Genomic DNA, 20,574 nt, shown 5'->3' with positions numbered 1-20,574 from the left:
TCAGAGTTCCGACTGCAGCGTTCGGGACAACAGTTTCTCGGCGTCCTTGCACGGATCGCCGATGTTCTGACCACGCAGCTGCACCCACCAGCTGAGCACGCCGGGGCCGGCGGCCGCGGTGGCCGAGCACGCCGCGCCGGTCACGTCGCGCCTGGCGAGGAAGGCCTGGTGACGTTCGACGACGGTGTCGGTGATGTGCGCGTCACGCTCCTCGGCCACCGTGCGCTCCCGTTGCAGGGTTCCGGTTTCGAACCACGAGAAGATGACGTCGAGCATCGCCGGCGGGCCGTCGGGTGCGCCTTTGCGGGACAGGACGTACTGGCAGACCGCGCCGCTGTAGGGGCGCACCACATTGTCGGCGGCGAGGATCTCCTGCACCGTGCTGTCGACCAGAAGCCCGCACCGGTCGTCGACATAGCCGTAGCTTCGGTTCGGGTCGGAAGGGTCGGGCTGTGCGCGTTGCGCCGTCCCCGAGATCGTCTGCGAGCACGCCGCGGCCGTCACCACGGCTGTGACCGCGATGGCAGCAGCCTCGATAACACGCCGGTACATCGGAGAACACGCTACCGAGCACTGCCAACTCCCGCGACCGATCAGCGCCTGCCGGCCGAACTCGCCAACAGTTGCCGTGACGCCGACGCCGCCACGTACTCTTCAAACCAGCGGATCGGAAGGGGAACACCGTGCATTGGAGACCGCGTCGGCGCGCGAGCTTGACCACCGCGAGCCGGACACTCGCCGCCTGCCTCATCGCCATGCCGGCCGTGCTGGCCGTCGGCACGCCCACCGCGGCAGCCAAGAACGGCGACACCCACGTCACCGGCCAGGGCATCGAGCAGACGATCGATTGCAACAACTCCACCCTGTTCGTCAACGGCACGGGCAACCAGGTCAACGCACTGGGAACGTGCTGGGCGGTGACTGTGCAGGGGTCGTCCAACGTGGTGATCGCCGACAACGTCGTCAACGACATCACGGTGTACGGCTGGGATCAGACCGTGTTCTTCAAGAACGGTGCGCCGGTGTTGGTCGACCGCGGCCGCGAACTGGGTATGACGAACCGACTCGATCGCGTACCCGCCTGAGTAAGGAAGCAAGGGAGTACATGCGCGCCCACATGACGAAAATCCTCGGCACCGCCGCTGCCGCCGTCGCCGTATTCGGCTTGGCGGCCTGTGGTTCGGAGAGTCAGGACACCACGAGCCCGTCGGCGACGGCCGGCTCCTCCGGGCTCAACGTCGAGGTCGGCAACACGATCAACTACATGTCCGTCGGCACCACCGCAGACATCGACTGCGCCGACGGCAAGTCGCTGACGGTCGGCGGGGCGAACAACACGCTGACCGTCAAGGGCACCTGCGCCAACGTCAACATCGGCGGGTCCGACAACAAGATCAACTTCGAGAAGATCGACAAGGACCTCACGGTCGTCGGGCTCAACAACACCATCACCTACCGCGACGGCGACCCCAAGGTCACCAACACCGGCAGCGGCAATTCCGTCAGCAAGGGTTAGACCGCACTCGCCCCGTGCCTGCCGGCGCCCGCCGCGAACCGTCCGGCACCGTCCATCGCCTCGTCCTTGACGCGTGCGATGCTCGCGAACTCGAAATCCATTGCCGCCTCTTCCGATTCGCCCCACTGATGCAGTGCCGAGAGACGGTCGGCGCGCATGCACTGCTGCGGCAACCGGGCGAGTTGAGCGGCCAACTCCTCGGCGGCCTCGCGGGCCTGCCCCTTCGGCACCACCCGATTGGCCAGCCCGATGGCATGCGCCTCGGCGGCGTCGACGGCACGTCCGGTGAGGATCAGGTCCATGGCGCGGCTCTGACCGATCAGCCGCGGCAGCCGCACGGTCCCCCCGTCGATGAGCGGCACGCCCCAGCGGCGACAGAACACGCCCATCACGGCGTCCTCCTCGACGACCCGCAGATCGCACCACAACGCGAGTTCCAGGCCTCCGGCCACCGCATGGCCGCTCACCGCGGCGATCACCGGCTTGGACAACACCATCCGGCTCGGCCCCATCGGCCCCGGCCCGGTGCGGTGCACCTGGTTGGCCTCCGGGGTGCCGAACGCCTTCAGATCGGCCCCGGCACAAAATGTTCCACCCGCGCCGGTCAACACCGCGACCGACGCCGAGTCGTCGGCATCGAACTCCTCGAACGCCGCGAACAACGCCGCCGCGGTGGGCCCGTTGACCGCATTGCGGGCATGCGGACGGTCGATGATGACGGTGGTCACCGCACCATTGCGTTCGATCCGGACGGGTTCGCTCACGTCGCCTCCATCAGTTCCGTGCGGTCGCGCCGCGCGACGAGTTCGGCGGCGAAGTCCTTGTAAGCCTTGCGCAGTGCGGTGCCCGGCCAATCGGCCGGCAACAGTTCGCCCGGCAGCACCGGATCGGTGAGCAGATGGCGCACGATGCCGGCCGCGGCCTGGAATCGACCGGGAACATCCGTGGCCGAAGACATTTCGTCGAGCAGCCAGCCCGCTGTGCCGGTCCAGTCGGGCAGGTCCCACAATGTCGCGGCCAGTTCCGCGGGCTCGTCATCGCGCGTGTGCAAAACGCGTACCCGATCGGTGATCTCAGCCGGCAACACCTGGTCGAGGTTGTCGGGCCGCATCCACACGCCTTCGCGCAGTTCGGCGAACCGGCACTGCTGCAGCGTGTTCCGCAGTGACGCTCGCGTGCGCGCATCGGTGCCCACACTCGTGATCACGAGAGTCAGCCAACTGCCGTCGTACGCACGCAGTTTGGGATCGATCGCGTCGTCCTGCCTGCGCTGCCGGACCAGCAGTCGGTCCGAGAGCCGGTATCCGTCCTCCGAGCGCACCAGGTCACCCGCGCTCACCATTCGCGTCAACGCGACCCGCAGAGTCGGTTCGCGGATGTCGAAATCCGCTGTCAGCTGGACGAGTTCGGCCGCGCTCGCCCAGGCCGGGTGCGCACCGAGCAGCACGCTCAGCACGACCGAACGGGCCGTCATGCGATTGAGCGCGGCCACCTCACACCCCGGATGCCTTACGTCCGTAATCACCCAGCGGCTCGTCGCGGTGACGCACCGCCTCTCGGAAACCGTGTTCGCGGGCGTCGGCGACGAACGCGTGCCCTTCGGGGGTGTGCCGCGCGATGCCGTCGAACACCGTGCTGACCATCTGACTGGTCGCCACACCCTGTTGCAACAATGCCGAATTGCATGCCAGTTTGGCCATGATGAGCTGGTTGACCGGCATCGCCGCGATACGGGCGACGAGGCGTTCGGTGCGTTCGTCGAGGTCTTCCGGCTCCGGTGCCTCGACGGCCAGCCCCCATTCGGCCGCCTGTGCGCCGGTGATGCAATCTCCGGTGAACAGAAGCCTTTTCGCGCGCTGATCCCCGAGCCGGTGTGCCCACAATCCGGCGGCGGGCACGCCCCACACCCGCATCGGCGGGTAGCCGATCTTGGCGTCGGCGGCCGCGATCACCTGGTCCGCGTGCAACGCGATGTCGGTGCCGCCCGCCACGCAGTACCCGTGGATCTTGACCACGGTCGGCTTGTCGGCGTGCATCAGGCTGGAAAAGCCGCGCACGAACCGGCTCATCATCTGGTAGTCGATCATCGGATCCCACGGCTGATCCGGAAGGTGGTTGATCGCCTGGGTCTTGCCCGACAGGACGGTGTCCTGATACGGATTTCCCCCGCCGGCTGACGACGACCCCTCCGCGTATGCGCCGAGATCGAAACCGGCACAAAAGCCTTCGCCCCGACCGGAGACCAGGATGACATGCACGTTGGGGTCCAGGTCCGCGCGTTCGACGAGCGCCGAAAGCTCCAACGGCGTGTCGGCGACGATCGCATTGCCCTTGTCGGGCCGGTTGAACGTGATGCGGGCGACGCGGTCGGTCACCTCATACGTCATGGTTTTGAGGTTGTCGAAGTCCACCGGTCTGATCGCGTGTGTCATGCGCGGCCCCTTCCCCAGCGCGAGCAGACGTGAAAGCCCCCTGAAACGGGCATTTTCGGGTACCTACGTGTCTGTTCGGCGAGACTGGTCATCCCTTCACCAACGCACGCTCGATGATCGGCGCGAGATCCAGCCCGGTGGGCAAGGTTCCGAACGCGCCACCCCACTGGCCGCCGAGCCGGCTGGCCAGGAACGCCTCGGCGACCGCCGGGTGTCCATGGCGCACCAGCAGCGAACCCTGAAGTGCGAGCGAAATGTCCTCGGCGACCTTGCGGGCGCGGTACTGGATGGTTTCCAGATCACCCAGGTCGGACTGCAGCGTGGCGACATGTGCGTCCAGCCGGGGATCGTGGCCGCCGGTCTTGGCCAGCTCGTCGAACAACACATCGACGCATTCGGGCCGGGTCACCATGGCGCGCAGGGTGTCCAGCGCGCTCACGTTTCCGGAGCCCTCCCAGATGCCCATGAGCGGCGCTTCGCGGTACAGCCGCGGCATACCGGAGTCCTCGACATAACCGTTGCCGCCCAGGCATTCCATGGCTTCCGCGGCGTGCGGCGTCGCGCGCTTGCACACCCAGTACTTGCCGGCGGCCAGACCGATCCGGCGCAGCAGCGTCTCGCGCTCATCGCCGCGGACCGCCTTGTCTGTGGCACCGGCCATGCGCATCGCGAGCATCGTGGCGGCCTCGGCTTCGACCGCGAGGTCGGCCAGCACGTTGCGCATGAGCGGCTGGTCGATCAGATAGGCGCCGAACGCTTTCCGGTGCTGGGCGTGGTGCACGGCACGGCTCAGGCCGCTGCGCATACTCGTGGCACTGCCCAGCGTGCAATCGAGCCGCGTCAGGTTGACCATCTCGATGATGGTGGGCACGCCGCGCCCCTCTTCACCGACCAACCATGCTGTGGCACCGTCGTATTCGACTTCGCTCGACGCGTTGGCGTGGTTGCCGAGCTTGTCCTTGAGGCGTTGCAGGAACATGCGGTTGCGGCTGCCGTCGGGCAGGATCCGCGGCAGGAAGAAACAGCTCAGACCACCCGGCGCCTGCGCGAGCACGAGGAAGATGTCACACATCGGGGCGGACGTGAACCACTTGTGCCCGGTGAGCGAGTAGCTGCCGTCGGCATTCGGCGTGGCCTGCGTGGTGCCGGCCCGCACGTCGGAACCGCCCTGCTTCTCGGTCATCGACATGCCCGCGGTGATGCCGGGTTTCGTCGTCGCGAGCTTGAGTTCGGGATCGTAGACGCGACTGGTCAGCAACGGCTCATAGATCGCCGACAGCTCGGGGTTGAACCGCAGCGCGGGGACGACCGCGTAGGTCATCGAGATCGGGCAGACATGGCCGGGTTCGACCGTCCACACCGACGTCTTCGCCGCGCGCACGACGTGGGATCCGGCGCGATCGTCAGCCCACGGTGCGGCGTGCAGTCCGTGGCCGATCGCGACGTTCATCAGCTCGTGATAGGCGGGGTCATACTCGACCTCGTCGACGCGGTGGCCATAGCGGTCGTGCGTGTGCAGGACGGGCTGGTTCCGGTCGGCAAGCTCGCCCCAGCGCTGGGCCTGCCTGCTGCCCGACAGCGCACCGAGCGCGTTCACCTCATCGAGGCCCCACTCGCCGCCCTCGCGGATGAGGGCCTCGGTGAGCACGGGCGAGGTGGCCGGGTTGTAGTCCTCAAGTGTCGGTACCTGATTGGTGACGACATGCGTATCAGCCATGCGCCCAGTGTTACAGTTTTTCGACAACCGCACAATAGTTGTAATGAACGCCTTAAGTCAGCTCCGCGCACGTTTGTGGTCGGGTGCCGGGCTGTCCTCGGTGGAGCGCACGCTGTTCAGCACGGTCTGACCCTGTTGGTCGATGAGCCTCGTGAAGATCTGCTGCGCATACCCGAACACCAACGCCCACGCGAGGATCTGAGCGGGCGTATCCAGGGCGTTCAACCCCGGAACGAACTGGCCGCGCATCAACAGGATCCCCAGCACGGCGGTCAGCGCCCCGGTCGGAAGCTTGAGCGCAGCCAATGCGACCGGGATGCCATAGCGCTCCGACGAGCCCTTGACGTGGCTGAGCGTGGCGGCCGACGCGATCGCCGCCGCGACCAGCCCGACGAGTGCGACGACCGTCAGATCCCACTTGCCGGCGGTCTCGGCGACCTTGGCACCCGTCTCGATCGCTCCTTCGTCGGGCGGATCCACACCAGCCCGAACCGGTGCGAACGGCACTGACTCCGCGGTCGGGCACACGACCGTCACCTCGTTGGCGTCCTCCGGCGCGAAGCACAGCGGGATCAACTTCGGGTCGTTGTAGCCGATGATCGCGAGCGCGATGACCAGAACCGTCAACACCAGCGTCGTGCTGACCACGATGTTGCGGAAGCTGCGCAGTCGCACGTTCTCCCGTAACGCCTCCGAGCTCGCCGCCCGGACGGTGGAGACGATGGTGTCCCGCTCCTGCTCGACCACCGGCGCTATGGACCCGCGGTCGGTCGTGATGAGGGTCTTGGCGAGCCGCTCCATCGCCTGGCGGCCCGGATCGCTCGACCGGAGATGACGTTGCACATGCCTCAGCAGTGACGGGAGCTGCCCGGCCAGATAGGAGGGCGGGGCGAGATTGAGCAGCTGCGCCTCGGCTGCGTCGAGGTTGCTCATCGCACGTTCGAGCAGTGGGCCGTTGCGGGACAACCGGATTCGCTTGCCGAGTTCGGGCCGCTTACCGCCCGCCGCGTCGCGAGCCGCGTCCAGGTGACTCTTGATCGCCCTCGAGAGCGAGCCTCCGACGTCCCGCGCATTGCCCATGGCAAGGTAGTCGACCAACGTCTCGAGTTCATAGGCCCGCGTCAGGGTTCCTTCGCGCCAGGCCACCCACACCGGACCTCCGACGGGTCTGACGGCATCGATGGCGGGCATGCGGGACGGTGACTCCGGTGGCGCCTCCGTGATGGTCACGTTGCCTCCTCACCTGGCCAGGCTGATAGACGGAAGCGTAAGTTTCGCCGACCGTCGTCAGCGCGAGTAGTCGACTACTCGTTTCGGCCGGATGTCGCGCCGTCCGCATACTGATCCGATGAATCCGAACACCCTCGTGCCGGCCGCCGATCTCGACCTGATTCTCGAGCCGGTGCGTGCCGATCAATCGGTCAGCGGCGCGCCGCAAACAGGCGCGGTGGCGCTCGACGAGTTCGGCGGCCTGGAGATCGGCGTGTGGGAGATGACGCCGGGGGTGATGACCGACGTGGAAGCCGACGAGGTGTTCGTCGTGCTGTCCGGATCAGGCTCGGTCGAGTTCGCCGACGGCAGCCCGGCCATGCAGCTCGGCCCCGGCAGCCTCGTCCGCCTGAAGGCCGGCACCAGCACCGTCTGGACCGTCACCGAGACTCTCCGCAAGGTCTACCTGACCGGCGCGTGACCGGCGCCGCGCGTCGAACCGGTTCAGCGCGAACACCACCACGGCCGCCAAGGCCCAGCCCAGCAGGATGTCGATGACGTAATGCTCGGCGGTGTAGACGAGCGTGAACGCCATGATGAGCGGATAAGCCACAAGCAACGGCCGCCACTTGCGGTGCACGCGGTGCCACAGGAACGCGGCGACCGCTGCGGTGAGGCCCGCGTGCAGCGACGGTATGGCGGCCACCAGGTTGACGCTCGCCTGCCCCTGATCGATCAGCGCGGTCGCCGAGTGCAGGTTCAGCTTGCCCCAGCCGCGGGCGACGATTCGTTCGATCCAGTCGTTGGCGCCGTCCTGACTGCTCTGCATGGCCCCGAGCAGTCCACCGTCGGAAACCTCGCGCGCCGAACGGAACATGCACCGCGGTCCCGATGGCCCGCCGTCGACGTCGGCCGAGGTGCAGCGGGCGGCCGCCCACGGCGGGGCGGCAGGCAACAGTGCGTAGATCGCCAGGGCCGCGAACGACAAACCGACGAACAGCCGCACGAATCGCTTCCACTCGTCGCGGTCGCGCAGCCACAGCACCCCCGCCACCACGTACGGCAGGATGAAGAACGACATGTAGACGGTGCTGATCACCACTTCCCACCACGGCGGATGCGGCAGCTTGAGGCGTTCCTGCAACCAGACCGTCGGCACCGTTCCGAAGAACAACCAGCGATCCGCGTCGACCTGCCACTGCCACAACGTGGGCCGGCCGATCAGCGTCGCCGCACCCCTGCTCAGGTCGTAGGCGACCAGTACCAAGGCGAACGGCAGCCAGTCCCGGATGACGTAGAGCATGCGTCTGCCCTGACCGATGCTCGCCGCCAGCAGGCCGGTGCTGATGTAGAGCAGCAACAGCTCTCGGTTGAAGGCGAAACCATCGGTGATCGTGCGATATACGACAACAGAAGCCCAAACGGCGATCGCGGTATAACGCAGGATGCGAAGCCTGCGCGTTCGCCGGTCGTTGTCGTCTACGGAGGGTTCGGCCTCCGACGGGGCGATTGACGGCTTCTCGTCAATCGTGGACACACACTTGAGCCTAGTTCACCTACGTGTCACCCGTCGTTCGGCCGGTGTTCCGGGTTGCGAAACTCAGCTCGCGTGCTCCCGGAGGAACGCGATGTCGTCCTTGCGGCCTTCCTCGGCGGTCTCGCAGATCACCGGCGCGTCGGCGGCCTTGACCACCGCCGCGAGCAACTGCGGATCGATCTGCCCGGCGCCGAAATTGGCGTGCCGGTCCGCACCCGAACCCGCCGCGTCCCGCGAATCGTTGCAGTGCACGAGGTCGATGCGGCCCGTGATGGCCTTGATGCGTTCGACGGCGTCGATCAACGCCTCACCCGCCGCCCACGCGTGGCACGTGTCCAGGCAGAAGCCGATTCCCTTGTCGCCGATGTGATCCCACAACCGGGCGATCGTGTCGAAGTGCCGGGCCATCGCATGATCGCCGCCCGCGGTGTTCTCCAGATAAACCGGCACGTCGGTGTTGAGCGCGTCGAGCGCCTTCACCCAGCGGACGAATCCGGCCTCCATGTCGTTGTCGTCGGCGTGACCGCCGTGCACGATGACCGCGGTGGCGTTGATCTCGGCGGCAGCGTCGCATGTGTCCTGCAGGATCTTGCGGGACGGGATCCGGACGCGGTTGTTGGCCGACGCGACATTGATCAGGTACGGCGCGTGCACATACAGCGGCACGGACGAAGCCTTGAGCACCTCGGCGTCTTCACGAGGCTTGGGCTTCTTCCAGCTCTGCGGGTTGCCGAGAAAGAACTGCACGACGTCGGCGCCGTCAGCGGCGGCTGCGGCCAGCGGGTCGGTGTTGTCTACATGCGAACCAATGAGCACGCGGCCAGTCTAGTGAGACGGTGCGACACGTCAGCGGGCGCTTTGCGATGACTTTCGTCTGCCCGGTCGGTCGTATGAAGTGTGAACAACGACGTGTGGCCGATGGTGCATGCCGAACGCGCGGCGCTGATCGCCGACCTCGGGCGGCTGGAGGACAGCGCGTGGCAGGCGGCGTCGCTGTGCGACGGGTGGGGTGTGCACGACGTCGTCGCGCATCTGGTCGACGTGGCGATGACCACGCGTGTGGGTTTCCTGCTCGACATGGCGCGGGCCGGCTTCGACTTCGACCGGCAGAACGCGCGTGGCGTCGCACGTGCCCGCGGCGCGTCGCCGCACGAAACGCTGGAGCGGCTGCGTCGCGCCGCGGCACGGACGTCGACTCCCCCGGCGCCCCTCGACACGCGCCTCGTCGAGGAAGTGGTGCACGGCGAAGACATCCGTCGCCCGCTCGGCATCACGCGCGCGTATGCCCCCGAAGCCGTCACCAGGTCGCTGCGCCAACAGGCCCGCACCTCAAGATCTTTCGGCGGAGCGAAGGAACTTCTCACCCGCGTGCGGATTACCGCGACCGATACCGATTTGGCCATCGGCGACGGGCCTGAGGTGAGCGGCACCGCGCTGGCATTGTTGTTGGCGATCTCAGGTCGGCGCGTGGCGCTCGGCGAACTCGACGGCCCCGGACTCCCGGCGCTCGCCACGCCCTGACCCGCCACTGTCACGCCAGAGTGACCATCGGCGTCGACAGCCACTCCAGCGTGACAATGGCGGGCCGAGACGACGCCGAAACGAAAAAGCCCCCGCCGAAGCGGGGGCTTTTCCGTGACTGACTTAGCGGTAGTCGCTGTAGCCGTAGTCGTCCAGCGGCACCGCGGCACCGGTGGCCTGGCCGAAGTCCGGGCTGTAGTACTGATCCTCGTACGACGGGATCGTGTACGCAGCGGCCCGAGCCTCTTCCGTCGGCTGCACCTGGATGTTGCGGTAGCGGCTGATGCCGGTACCGGCCGGGATCAGCTTGCCGATGATCACGTTCTCCTTCAGACCATTCAGCTTGTCGCTGCGGCAGTTGATCGCCGCATCGGTCAGCACGCGAGTGGTCTCCTGGAACGAGGCCGCCGACAGCCACGAGTCGGTCGCCAGCGATGCCTTGGTGATACCCATCAGCACCGGACGGCCGGCCGCGGGCTCGCCACCCTCGGCGACGACGCGACGGTTCTCCGACTCGAACTCGGCACGCTCGGTCAGCGAGCCGGGCAGGAACTCCGTCGAGCCCGAATCGATGATCGTGACGCGACGCAGCATCTGCCGGACGATGACCTCGATGTGCTTGTCGTGGATCGACACGCCCTGCGCCCGGTAGACCTCCTGGACCTCCTTGACGAGGTGGATCTGCACCTCGCGGGGGCCCTGGACACGCAGCACCTCGTGCGGATCGGCGGAGCCTTCCATCAGCTGGTCGCCGACCTCGACGTGGTCGCCGTCGGAGAGCACGCCCTCCGAGCCGTCCTCGTGGGTGATGACCTTCAGACGCTGACGCTTGGTGAGCTTGTCGTAGACAACTTCCTCGCCGCCATCGTCGGGAACGATGGTGATCTTGAAGAACTTGTCGCTCTCCTCCAGCCGGACCCGGCCCGCGACGTCGGCGATGGGCGCCTTGTTCCGCGGAACGCGAGCCTCGAAGAGCTCCTGCACGCGGGGCAGACCACCGACGATGTCGGCGCCACCGGTAACACCACCCTGGTGGAAGGTACGCATGGTCAGCTGCGTACCGGGCTCACCGATCGACTGCGCGGCGACGATACCGACGGCTTCGCCGATGTCGACGAGCTTGCCGGTGGCCATCGAACGGCCGTAGCACTTGGCGCACACACCGGTCGCCGAGGCACAGGTCAGCACCGAGCGGACCTTCACCTGCGTGATGCCGGCCGCCAGCAGGGCGTCGATGGCCGGGTCGCCCAGGTCGTGGCCGCGCTCGACGATCACGTTGCCGTTGGCGTCGACCGCGTCGGTTGCCAGGGTCCGCGCGAACGCCGAGGTCTCGACGTGCGCATCGCGGATCAGCGAACCGTCGGCGGCACGCTCGGCCAGGTGCACCGTGATGCCGCGCTCGGTCTCACAGTCGGTCTCGCGCACGATGACGTCCTGCGACACGTCCACCAGACGACGGGTCAGGTAACCCGAGTCGGCGGTACGCAGCGCGGTGTCGGCCAGACCCTTACGAGCACCGTGGGTGTTGATGAAGTACTCCAACACCGTCAGGCCCTCACGGAACGAGGACTTGATCGGACGCGGGATGAACTCACCCTTCGGGTTCGTCACCAGGCCCTTCATGCCGGCCAGGGTGCGCGTCTGGGTGAGGTTACCCGTGGCGCCGGACTTCACGATCGTGATGATCGGGTTGTCGGCCGGGTAGTACTCCTCCAACGCCTTACCGACCTCTTCGGTGGCGTCCTGCCAGATCTTGACCAGCGAGTCGTTGCGCTCCTTGTGGTTGAGAGCACCACGCTGGTACTTGCGCTCGATCGCGTCGGCCTCGGCCTCGTGCCGCTCCAGGATCTCCTGCTTCTGCGGCGGCACCAGCACGTCGGCCATCGACACGGTGACACCCGAACGGGTGGCCCAGTAGAAGCCGGCGTCCTTGAGCTTGTCGACGGTCTGCGCCACCACGATCATCGGGAAGCGCTCGGCCAGATCGTTGATGATCCGGGCCTGGACCTTCTTGTGCATCTGCTCGTTGACGAACGGATACCCGTGCGGCAGCAGCTCGTTGAACAGCACGCGGCCCAGCGTCGTGTTCGCGGTCCAGGCGTCGCCGTGGCGCCACCCGTTCGGGAACAGTTCGGCCTCGATGTCGGCCGGCGGACGCAGATCGGTCAGCCGCACCTTGATCTTGGCGCGCACCGACAATGCGCCGCGGTCGAGGGCCATGATGGCCTCGGCCGGCGAGCTGTACACACCCTGCTCAGCACTGTCCTTGGTGGCCGGCTGGTATTCGCCCGTGTCCCCCTCGACCTCGGTGGTCAGGAAGTACAGGCCGGTCACCATGTCCAGACGCGGCATGGCCAGCGGCTTGCCGGACGCCGGGGACAGGATGTTGTTCGACGACAGCATCAGGATGCGGGCCTCGGCCTGCGCCTCTGCCGACAGCGGCAGGTGCACGGCCATCTGGTCACCGTCGAAGTCGGCGTTGAACGCCTCACACACCAGCGGGTGCAGCTGGATGGCCTTGCCCTCGACCAGCTGCGGCTCGAAGGCCTGGATACCGAGGCGGTGCAGCGTGGGTGCACGGTTCAGCAGAACCGGGTGCTCGGCGATGACCTCTTCGAGGACATCCCACACCTGCGGACGCTGACGCTCGACCATGCGCTTGGCGCTCTTGATGTTCTGCGCGTGGTTCAGGTCGACCAGACGCTTCATCACGAACGGCTTGAACAGCTCGAGTGCCATGAGCTTCGGCAGACCGCACTGGTGCAGCTTGAGCTGCGGGCCGACCACGATGACCGAACGGCCCGAGTAGTCGACGCGCTTACCGAGCAGGTTCTGACGGAAGCGGCCCTGCTTGCCCTTGAGCAGATCGGACAGCGACTTGAGCGGACGGTTGCCCGGCCCGGTGACCGGACGGCCGCGACGGCCGTTGTCGAACAGCGCGTCCACCGACTCCTGAAGCATGCGCTTCTCGTTGTTCACGATGATCTCGGGCGCGCCCAGATCGATGAGTCGCTTCAACCGGTTGTTGCGGTTGATGACACGGCGGTACAGATCGTTGAGGTCCGAGGTGGCGAAGCGGCCACCGTCGAGCTGCACCATCGGGCGCAGCTCCGGCGGGATCACCGGGACCGCGTCGAGCACCATGCCCATGGGCGAGTTGCCGGACTGCTGGAAGGCCGCGACGACCTTCAGGCGCTTGAGCGCACGCAGCTTCTTCTGACCCTTGCCGCTGCGGATGACCTCGCGCAGCGACTCGGCCTCGGCGTCGATGTCGAAGTTCTCGATGAGCTTCTTGATCGACTCCGCGCCCATGGCGCCGGTGAAGTACTCGCCGTAGCGGTCCTGCAGCTCGCGGTACAGCACCTCGTCCACGATGAGCTGCTTGGGGGCCAGCTTGGTGAAGGTGGTCCAGATCTCCTCGAGCCGGTCCAGCTCACGCTGGGCGCGGTCGCGAAGCTGACGCATCTCGCGCTCGCCGCCGTCGCGCACCTTGCGGCGCACGTCGGACTTGGCACCCTCGGCCTCGAGCTCGGCCAGGTCGGCCTCGAGCTTCTGGGCGCGGGCCTCCAGGTCGGAGTCACGCTGATCCTCGACGGCCTTGCGCTCGACGGCCATCTCGGCCTCGAGCGTCGACAGCTCGTTGTGGCGCATCTCGTCGTCGACCGACGTGATCACGTAGGCCGCGAAGTAGATGATCTTTTCCAGATCCTTCGGGGCCAGGTCGAGCAGGTAGCCCAACCGCGACGGCACGCCCTTGAAGTACCAGATGTGCGTGACGGGCGCGGCCAGCTCGATGTGGCCCATCCGCTCACGACGCACCTTGGCGCGGGTCACCTCGACGCCGCAGCGCTCACAGATGATGCCCTTGAAGCGGACGCGCTTGTACTTGCCGCAGTAGCACTCCCAGTCGCGAGTCGGTCCGAAGATCTTCTCGCAGAACAGGCCGTCCTTCTCCGGCTTCAGCGTGCGGTAGTTGATGGTCTCCGGCTTCTTGACCTCGCCGTACGACCAGTTACGGATGTCGTCCGCGGTGGCGAGGCCGATGCGGAGTTCATCGAAGAAGTTGACGTCTAGCACGTAACTCCCTTTCCCCTTTCGGGACTAGAAAACAATCAGGCGAGGTCTTCGACAGACGCGGACTCGTTGCGCGACAGGTTGATTCCCAGGTTCGCGGCAGCGCGCTCCAGGTCCTCGTCGTCACCGTCACGCATCTCGATCGCGGCACCGTCGCTGGACAGCACCTCGACGTTGAGGCACAGCGACTGCAGCTCCTTGAGCAACACCTTGAACGACTCCGGGATACCGGGTTCGGGGATGTTCTCGCCCTTGACGATCGCCTCGTACACCTTGACGCGGCCGACGGTGTCGTCGGACTTGATGGTCAGCAGCTCCTGCAGGGTGTAGGCGGCGCCGTAGGCCTGCATGGCCCAACATTCCATCTCACCGAACCGCTGGCCACCGAACTGCGCCTTACCGCCCAGCGGCTGCTGGGTGATCATCGAGTACGGGCCGGTGGACCGCGCGTGGATCTTGTCGTCCACGAGGTGGTGCAGCTTGAGGATGTACATGTAGCCGACCGTCACCGGGTACGGGAACGGTTCGCCGGACCGGCCGTCGAACAGCGTCGCCTTGCCGTCGGCGTCGACCATGACCTCGCCGTCGCGGTTCGGCAGCGTCGAGCCCAGCAGGCCCTGCAGCTCACCTTCCTGCGCACCGTCGAACACCGGGGTCGAGACGATGCTGTCGGCCGGAGCCGAGTACAGCTGCTCGGGCAGCTTGCTCGCCCAGTCCGGGGTTCCCGCGGCGACATCGATGTTCCAGCCGGCCTTGGCCACCCACCCGAGGTGGGTCTCCAGGATCTGGCCGATGTTCATACGACGCGGCACACCGTGGGTGTTCAGGATGATGTCCACCGGGGTGCCATCGGGCAGGAACGGCATGTCCTCGACCGGCAGGATCTTGCCGATGACGCCCTTGTTGCCGTGGCGTCCGGCGAGCTTGTCGCCGTCGGAGATCTTGCGCTTCTGGGCCACGTACACGCGAACCAGCTCGTTGACGCCGGCGGGCAGCTCGTCGTCGTCCTCGCGCGAGAACACGCGGATGCCGATGACCTTGCCGGACTCACCGTGCGGCACCTTCAGCGACGTGTCGCGGACCTCGCGGGCCTTCTCACCGAAGATGGCACGCAGCAGGCGCTCCTCCGGGGTCAGCTCGGTCTCGCCCTTCGGGGTGACCTTGCCGACCAGGATGTCGCCGTCGCGGACCTCGGCGCCGATGCGGACGATGCCGCGCTCGTCGAGGTCAGCCAGCACCTCGTCGGAGACGTTCGGGATGTCCCGGGTGATCTCCTCGGCGCCCAGCTTGGTGTCACGGGCGTCGATCTCGTGCTCTTCGATGTGGATCGAGGTCAGCACGTCCTCTTCGACCAGGCGGTTCGAGAGGATGATCGCGTCCTCGTAGTTGTGGCCCTCCCACGGCATGATCGCCACGAGGAGGTTCTTGCCCAGCGCCATCTCACCGTTCTGGGTGCACGGCCCGTCGGCGATGACCTGGCCCGACTCGACCCGCTGCCCGGCGTCCACGATCGGGCGCTGGTTGGCGCACGTGCCGTGGTTGGACCGGGCGAACTTGCGCATCCGGTAGGTGTGGCGGGTGCCGTCGTCGGCCATCACGGTGACGTAGTCGGCCGAGACCTCTTCGACCACACCGGTCTTCTCCGAGACAACGACATCGCCTGCGTCGATCGCGGCACGCAGCTCCATACCGGTGCCGACCAGCGGGGCCTCGCTGCGCACCAGCGGAACGGCCTGGCGCTGCATGTTGGCACCCATCAGGGCACGGTTGGCGTCGTCGTGCTCGAGGAACGGGATCATCGCGGTCGCGACCGAAACCATCTGGCGCGGCGAGACGTCCATGTAGTCGACGTCGGACGGGGCCACGTTCTCGACCTCGCCGCCCTTACGGCGGACCATCACGCGGTCTTCGGTGAACCGGCCGTCGGCGTCGATCGGCGAGTTGGCCTGCGCCACGACGTGGCGGTCCTCCTCGTCGGCGGTCAGGTAGTCGATCTGGTCGGTGACGACCCCGTCGACGACCTTGCGGTACGGCGTCTCGATGAAGCCGAACGGGTTGACCCGCGCGTACACCGAAAGCGAACCGATCAGACCGATGTTCGGACCCTCAGGGGTCTCGATCGGGCACATGCGGCCGTAGTGGCTGGAGTGCACGTCGCGGACCTCGAGGCCGGCGCGCTCACGGGACAGACCGCCGGGGCCCAGCGCCGAGAGACGACGCTTGTGGGTGAGACCCGACAGCGGGTTGTTCTGGTCCATGAACTGCGACAGCTGGCTCGTGCCGAAGAACTCCTTGATCGCCGCCACGACGGGACGGATGTTGATCAGGGTCTGCGGCGTGATCGCCTCGACGTCCTGGGTGGTCATGCGCTCACGCACGACACGCTCCATGCGGGACAGGCCCACGCGGATCTGGTTCTGGATCAGCTCACCCACGGTGCGCAGACGACGGTTGCCGAAGTGGTCGATGTCATCTACTTCAACAGGGACCTCGACGCCGCCGGGGACGGTCATCGTGGTCTGGCCCTCGTGCAGACGCACCAGGTACTCGATCGTCGCGACGACGTCTTCCTCGGTCAGCGTCGACGACGTGATCGGCTGGCCGGCGTTCAGGCCCAGCTTCTTGTTGACCTTGTAACGGCCGACGCGAGCCAGGTCGTAGCGCTTCTCCTTGAAGAACAGGTTCTCCAGCAGGGTCTGCGCGGACTCCTTGGTCGGCGGCTCGCCCGGGCGCAGCTTGCGGTAGATGTCGAGCAGCGCCTCGTCGGTACCCGCGGTGCTGTCCTTCTCCAGCGTGCCCATCATGATCTCGGAGAAGCCGAAGCGCTCCACGATCTGCTCGTTGGTCCAGCCGAGCGCCTTGAGCAGCACGGTGACCGGCTGACGGCGCTTGCGGTCGATACGGACGCCGACGGTGTCGCGCTTGTCGACGTCGAACTCCAGCCACGCACCGCGGCCGGGGATGACCTTGACGCTGTGCAGCGTCTTCTCGGTGGACTTGTCGATGGTCTCGTCGAAGTACACACCGGGCGAACGGACGAGCTGCGACACGACGACGCGCTCGGTGCCGTTGATGATGAAGGTGCCCTTCTCGGTCATCATCGGGAAGTCACCCATGAAGACCGTCTGGCTCTTGATCTCGCCGGTGTTGTTGTTGATGAACTCGGCCGTGACGAACAGCGGGGCCGCGTACGTCATGTCCTTGTCTTTGCACTCGTCGACCGGGGCCTTGACCTCGTCGAAGCGCGGATCGGAGAAGGACAGCGACATCGAGCCGGAGAAGTCCTCGATCGGCGAGAGCTCTTCGAGCACCTCTTCGAGACCGCCCTTGGGGTCGGTCTCACCGCGATCGATGGCCTTCTGACGCCATTCGTCGGACCCGACGAGCCAGTCGAAGGAATCGGTCTGAACGTCGAGCAGCCCCGGAACCTCAAGCGGCTCGCGGAGCTTGGCAAATGAAACTCGGTTCGGTGCTCCTGGGACGGAGTTATTGGTGATAGCGTTCGCTGTGCTCTGGCTAGAGACTGCCAAGATGCATCCTTCCAGCACCTCATGCGACTATTAGGCGCCGGCCTGCACCGGACCTTTTGTCGCGAATTCTGCGTCGGTTCGGCTGGATACCGCCTGTCCAAAACCCTGGACGCACGGCACAGGACTAGGTACTGAGCAAACGACTCAGGCTAGGACCACGGTGTCAGGTACAGGTGAGGTGGGCAGGATGCAGCCAGCGCAACGTCCAACGATAGCGCACGTCCGCCAGTTATTCAACGAGCATTCCTCGACCACCACACATCCATTGCATGAGATGGGTCACCCGGCGCTGGCTGGCGACTCGACCCTTCACACATGCTGCCCAACAGATTGGCCCGTTTGGGGCCGTCCGTCAAGGGCTCACACGCTGTTTGGGGTGGGATTTGTCGCGGTAACTGATCTTGAGCGCCGGTGAACGCCTCGCCGATCCCCCCTCGTCAAACGCCGATCCGGCGCTACCCACGGATGGGCGCGCCGGATCGCTGTCGGTTTCGGTCAGGCCTGCTGCTTGGGCACCTCGATGGCGCCCGTCGGAGCGTCGTCCTCGATCGGGCGGCTGTGCCGTGCGGTCGGCTCGTCGTAATTGTCCACCGGAGCCGTCTGGGTCTGGACCTGGCCGCCCTGCTGCGCATCGTGGGCGTTGAGCTCCTCCAGAATGGCGGCCTGGGCCTGCGGCGGCAGGGTGTGCAGGATCTCGCGCACCCGCGCCCGGCGACGGGCCACGCCCTTGCGCTCGGGCATGCCCGGCGTCGCGGTCAGCTGCGGCGGGACGCCTTCGATCTCCTCCACGCCACCGTCGTGCTGACCGGCGTCGAGCAGGGCCTGCTCGGCGGCCGCGGTGGCCTCGTCCTTCTCCTCGGACATGCCGATGGGGCCGATGCGGCGGCCGTTGAGGAACTGCTTGACGACGGGCTCTTCGCTGGTCAGCAGCACCTCGCGCGGCCCGAACATGACCAGCTTCTTGCGGAACAGCATGCCGATGTTGTCGGGCACGGTCCGCGCGATGTTGATGTTGTGCGTCACGATCAGCACGGTCGCGTCGATCTGGGCGTTGATGTCGATCAGCAGCTGGCTCAGGTAGGCGGTACGGACCGGGTCCAGACCGGAGTCCGGCTCGTCACACAGGATGATCTGCGGGTCGAGCACGAGGGCACGGGCCAGGCCGGCGCGCTTGCGCATACCGCCGGAGATCTCACCGGGGAACTTGTGGCCGTCGTTGGGCATACCGACCAGGGCGAGCTTCTCCATGACGATCTCACGGATCTCGCTCTCGCTCTTCTTGGTGTGTTCGCGCAGCGGGAAAGCGGTGTTGTCGTAGATGTTCATCGAGCCGAACAGCGCGCCGTCCTGGAACAGCACACCGAACAGCGTGCGGATCTCGTAGAGCTCCTTGGCCGAGCATTCGAGGATGTCGGTGCCGTCGATGATGATGGAGCCGCGCTCCGGGCGCAGCAGGCCGATCAGGGACTTCAAGAACACCGACTTACCGGTACCTGACGGGCCCAGCAGCACGCTGACCTCACCGGCCGGGACAGACAGCGTGACGTCTTCCCAGATCTTGGACGATCCGAAAGACTTGCTCAGTCCGTTCACGTCGATTTGGACGCCCATAAAGATCCTTCCGCCTACGCCTCACCGTGCCACCGGCTCTGGCCTGTGGCTTGAGTCACCATAGCGCACTGCGCACCGAGGAATCATGGTTGTGCCGATGTATCCGATTTGCTCCGGCACAAACAGCAAAGAGCCCCCGGATCGCGCTGATCCGGGGGCTCTTTTCGCTGAATCGCGAATTACTTGACGGTGACCGAAGCGCCGGCAGCCTCGAGCTTGCTCTTGGCCTCCTCGGCGGCTTCCTTGGTGACCTTCTCCAGCAGCGGCTTGGGAGCGCCGTCGACCAGATCCTTGGCTTCCTTCAGGCCCAGGCCGGAGACGATCTCGCGGACGACCTTGATGACGCCGATCTTCTTGTCGCCGGCACCCTCGAGGATGACGTCGAACTCCGACTGCTCCTCGGCGGCCTCGGCGGGCGCGCCACCGGCGGCCGGGCCGGCGGCAACCGCGACCGGGGCGGCGGCGGTGACGTCGAAGGTCTCCTCGAACTGCTTGACGAACTCAGAGAGCTCCAGCAGGGTCATTTCCTTGAACGCGTCGAGCAGTTCGTCGGTGGACAGCTTTGCCATGGTGATTCCTTATCTATCTCTTGGTGGTGGTTTGTCAGGCGGCGTTTTCGCCGGCCTTCTTCTCTTGCAGAGCTGCGGCCAGGCGGGCGACCTGGGACGCGGGCGCCACGAACAGCGCCGCGGCCTGGGACTGCTTCGCCTTCAGTGCGCCGGCCAGCTTGGACAGCAGCACCTCGCGCGACTCCAGATCGGCGATCCGCTCGACCTCGGCGACGGACAGCGCCTTGCCGTCCATGTAGCCGCCCTTGACGACCAGGGCCTTGTTGTCCTTGGCGAACTTCTTGATCGCCTTGGCGGCGTCGACGGGCTCGCCGTTGATGAACGCGATGGCGGTCGGCCCGGAGAACAGATCGTCCAGACCTTCGATGCCGGCTTCCGCAGCCGCACGCTTGACCAAGGTGTTCTTGGCAACCGTGTATGTGGCTCCGTCACCCAGCGACCTGCGCAGCTCGGCAAGGTTGGACACCGTCAGGCCGCGGTACTCGGTGACGACGGTGGCCGTCGCCTCCTTGAACTTCTCGGCGATGTCGGCGACCGCGGTGGCCTTTTCAGCTTGGGCCATGCTTGCCTCCTCGTGATGGTTGGGTCGTCCACCACATGAAGGCCGGAAATGACGAACGCCCCGACGCAGACAGGTCGGGGCGCGCAAGAATGCTTCTACCTCGTCCTCCTGCGTGGGCCGCCGGGAACTCCCGGACCTTCAACCGATTTCCGAGCCACTTGCTCTTCGCGCAAGCGCTCATCGGTGACCGACGGTCTTCGGTGGAACTCGGCCAGGGTACCCGAACACCCGCCTGACTTCATAATCCCTGCACCGCGAGCGACCGTGTCTGTACGTCAACACGCCGCAAAAAGCGT

The 20,574-nt window shown here is 66.3% G+C and carries 16 protein-coding genes and 1 pseudogene; 4 read left to right on the top strand and 13 right to left on the bottom strand.

Going from position 1 to position 20,574, the window contains the following annotated elements:
• The gene (locus AWC31_RS24340) at positions 1-552 is read right to left on the bottom strand and encodes a DUF3558 domain-containing protein (RefSeq protein WP_085146488.1); all 552 of its coding nucleotides are present in this window, start codon (positions 550-552) and stop codon (positions 1-3) included.
• A gap of 203 nt (positions 553-755) precedes the next feature.
• Here AWC31_RS24340 and AWC31_RS24335 point away from each other — a divergent pair, with 203 nt between their 5' ends.
• Both AWC31_RS24335 and AWC31_RS24330 read left to right on the top strand, forming a co-directional pair.
• On the top strand, positions 756-1,085 hold the full coding sequence (locus tag AWC31_RS24335) for a DUF3060 domain-containing protein (protein ID WP_067843540.1): 330 nt from the start codon (positions 756-758) through the stop codon (positions 1,083-1,085).
• 20 nt (positions 1,086-1,105) lie between these two features.
• Positions 1,106-1,516, top strand: coding sequence for a DUF3060 domain-containing protein (locus tag AWC31_RS24330; protein ID WP_085146487.1), 411 nt, complete (start codon positions 1,106-1,108; stop codon positions 1,514-1,516).
• On the opposite strand, the gene AWC31_RS24325 is transcribed toward AWC31_RS24330, so the two are convergent.
• From AWC31_RS24325 to AWC31_RS24305, 5 genes are all read right to left on the bottom strand, one after another.
• Positions 1,513-2,280, bottom strand: coding sequence for a crotonase/enoyl-CoA hydratase family protein (locus AWC31_RS24325; RefSeq protein WP_085146486.1), 768 nt, complete (start codon positions 2,278-2,280; stop codon positions 1,513-1,515). The genes AWC31_RS24330 and AWC31_RS24325 overlap by 4 nt on opposite strands.
• Positions 2,277-2,990, bottom strand: a complete 714-nt coding sequence (locus tag AWC31_RS24320; RefSeq protein ID WP_067843537.1) for a PaaX family transcriptional regulator C-terminal domain-containing protein — start codon at positions 2,988-2,990, stop codon at positions 2,277-2,279. Before AWC31_RS24320 ends, AWC31_RS24325 begins: the two co-directional genes overlap by 4 nt.
• 19 nt (positions 2,991-3,009) lie before the next feature.
• Entirely contained in the window at positions 3,010-3,948 is a 939-nt protein-coding gene (locus AWC31_RS24315; protein WP_085146485.1) for a crotonase/enoyl-CoA hydratase family protein, read from the bottom strand.
• 88 nt (positions 3,949-4,036) lie between these two features.
• The gene (locus AWC31_RS24310; protein WP_110775243.1) at positions 4,037-5,665 is read right to left on the bottom strand and encodes an acyl-CoA dehydrogenase family protein; all 1,629 of its coding nucleotides are present in this window, start codon (positions 5,663-5,665) and stop codon (positions 4,037-4,039) included.
• Positions 5,666-5,722: 57 nt separating this feature from the next.
• Positions 5,723-6,895 carry a hypothetical protein gene (locus AWC31_RS24305; protein ID WP_234816984.1) on the bottom strand — a complete coding sequence of 391 codons (1,173 nt, stop codon included), beginning with the start codon at positions 6,893-6,895 and terminating at the stop codon, positions 5,723-5,725.
• Positions 6,896-6,986: 91 nt separating this feature from the next.
• Here AWC31_RS24305 and AWC31_RS37980 point away from each other — a divergent pair.
• Positions 6,987-7,280: pseudogene (locus AWC31_RS37980) on the top strand (cupin domain-containing protein); the annotation flags it as partial.
• Here the strand turns inward: AWC31_RS37980 and AWC31_RS24295 are convergent.
• Positions 7,218-8,411, bottom strand: a complete 1,194-nt coding sequence (locus AWC31_RS24295; RefSeq protein WP_085146482.1) for a phosphatase PAP2 family protein — start codon at positions 8,409-8,411, stop codon at positions 7,218-7,220. The pseudogene AWC31_RS37980 and the gene AWC31_RS24295 overlap by 63 nt on opposite strands.
• Positions 8,412-8,474: 63 nt before the next feature.
• Entirely contained in the window at positions 8,475-9,227 is a 753-nt protein-coding gene (locus tag AWC31_RS24290; protein WP_085146481.1) for a deoxyribonuclease IV, read from the bottom strand.
• 102 nt (positions 9,228-9,329) lie between these two features.
• Here AWC31_RS24290 and AWC31_RS24285 point away from each other — a divergent pair, with 102 nt between their 5' ends.
• Positions 9,330-9,932 carry a maleylpyruvate isomerase family mycothiol-dependent enzyme gene (locus tag AWC31_RS24285; protein ID WP_085147278.1) on the top strand — a complete coding sequence of 201 codons (603 nt, stop codon included), beginning with the start codon at positions 9,330-9,332 and terminating at the stop codon, positions 9,930-9,932.
• Positions 9,933-10,055: 123 nt separating this feature from the next.
• Here the strand turns inward: AWC31_RS24285 and AWC31_RS24280 are convergent, their stop codons facing one another.
• From AWC31_RS24280 to rplJ, 5 genes are all read right to left on the bottom strand, one after another.
• A complete protein-coding gene (locus AWC31_RS24280) occupies positions 10,056-14,009 on the bottom strand; it encodes a DNA-directed RNA polymerase subunit beta' (protein ID WP_067856324.1) in 3,954 nt (1,317 codons plus the stop codon).
• A 35-nt stretch (positions 14,010-14,044) separates the two neighbouring features.
• Entirely contained in the window at positions 14,045-17,554 is a 3,510-nt protein-coding gene (rpoB, locus tag AWC31_RS24275) for a DNA-directed RNA polymerase subunit beta (RefSeq protein ID WP_085146480.1), read from the bottom strand.
• A 477-nt stretch (positions 17,555-18,031) separates the two neighbouring features.
• Positions 18,032-19,147 (bottom strand): ABC transporter ATP-binding protein, encoded by a 1,116-nt coding sequence (locus tag AWC31_RS24270; RefSeq protein WP_067856317.1) that lies wholly within the window; start codon positions 19,145-19,147, stop codon positions 18,032-18,034.
• A gap of 179 nt (positions 19,148-19,326) precedes the next feature.
• Positions 19,327-19,716, bottom strand: coding sequence for a 50S ribosomal protein L7/L12 (gene rplL / locus AWC31_RS24265; RefSeq protein WP_067856314.1), 390 nt, complete (start codon positions 19,714-19,716; stop codon positions 19,327-19,329).
• A gap of 34 nt (positions 19,717-19,750) precedes the next feature.
• Positions 19,751-20,278 carry a 50S ribosomal protein L10 gene (gene rplJ / locus AWC31_RS24260; protein WP_085146479.1) on the bottom strand — a complete coding sequence of 176 codons (528 nt, stop codon included), beginning with the start codon at positions 20,276-20,278 and terminating at the stop codon, positions 19,751-19,753.
• Positions 20,279-20,574 lie beyond the last annotated feature (296 nt).

The organism is Mycolicibacterium wolinskyi, from assembly GCF_002101965.1.
Classification (GTDB): domain Bacteria; phylum Actinomycetota; class Actinomycetes; order Mycobacteriales; family Mycobacteriaceae; genus Mycobacterium; species Mycobacterium wolinskyi.
This window is presented reverse-complemented; position numbering and strand designations above follow the sequence as displayed.

What these genes read in the sequence shown, in the direction of transcription:
- AWC31_RS24310 (WP_110775243.1), bottom strand. Translation starts at nt 5,665, where the DNA reads ATGGCTGATACGCATGTCGTCACCAATCAGGTACCGACACTTGAGGAC.
- AWC31_RS24270 (WP_067856317.1), bottom strand. Translation starts at nt 19,147, where the DNA reads ATGGGCGTCCAAATCGACGTGAACGGACTGAGCAAGTCTTTCGGATCG.
- AWC31_RS24320 (WP_067843537.1), bottom strand. Translation starts at nt 2,990, where the DNA reads ATGACGGCCCGTTCGGTCGTGCTGAGCGTGCTGCTCGGTGCGCACCCG.
- AWC31_RS24340 (WP_085146488.1), bottom strand. Translation starts at nt 552, where the DNA reads ATGTACCGGCGTGTTATCGAGGCTGCTGCCATCGCGGTCACAGCCGTG.
- AWC31_RS24330 (WP_085146487.1), top strand. Translation starts at nt 1,106, where the DNA reads ATGCGCGCCCACATGACGAAAATCCTCGGCACCGCCGCTGCCGCCGTC.
- AWC31_RS24285 (WP_085147278.1), top strand. Translation starts at nt 9,330, where the DNA reads ATGGTGCATGCCGAACGCGCGGCGCTGATCGCCGACCTCGGGCGGCTG.
- AWC31_RS24335 (WP_067843540.1), top strand. Translation starts at nt 756, where the DNA reads ATGCCGGCCGTGCTGGCCGTCGGCACGCCCACCGCGGCAGCCAAGAAC.
- AWC31_RS24315 (WP_085146485.1), bottom strand. Translation starts at nt 3,948, where the DNA reads ATGACACACGCGATCAGACCGGTGGACTTCGACAACCTCAAAACCATG.
- rplJ (WP_085146479.1), bottom strand. Translation starts at nt 20,278, where the DNA reads ATGGCCCAAGCTGAAAAGGCCACCGCGGTCGCCGACATCGCCGAGAAG.
- rplL (WP_067856314.1), bottom strand. Translation starts at nt 19,716, where the DNA reads ATGGCAAAGCTGTCCACCGACGAACTGCTCGACGCGTTCAAGGAAATG.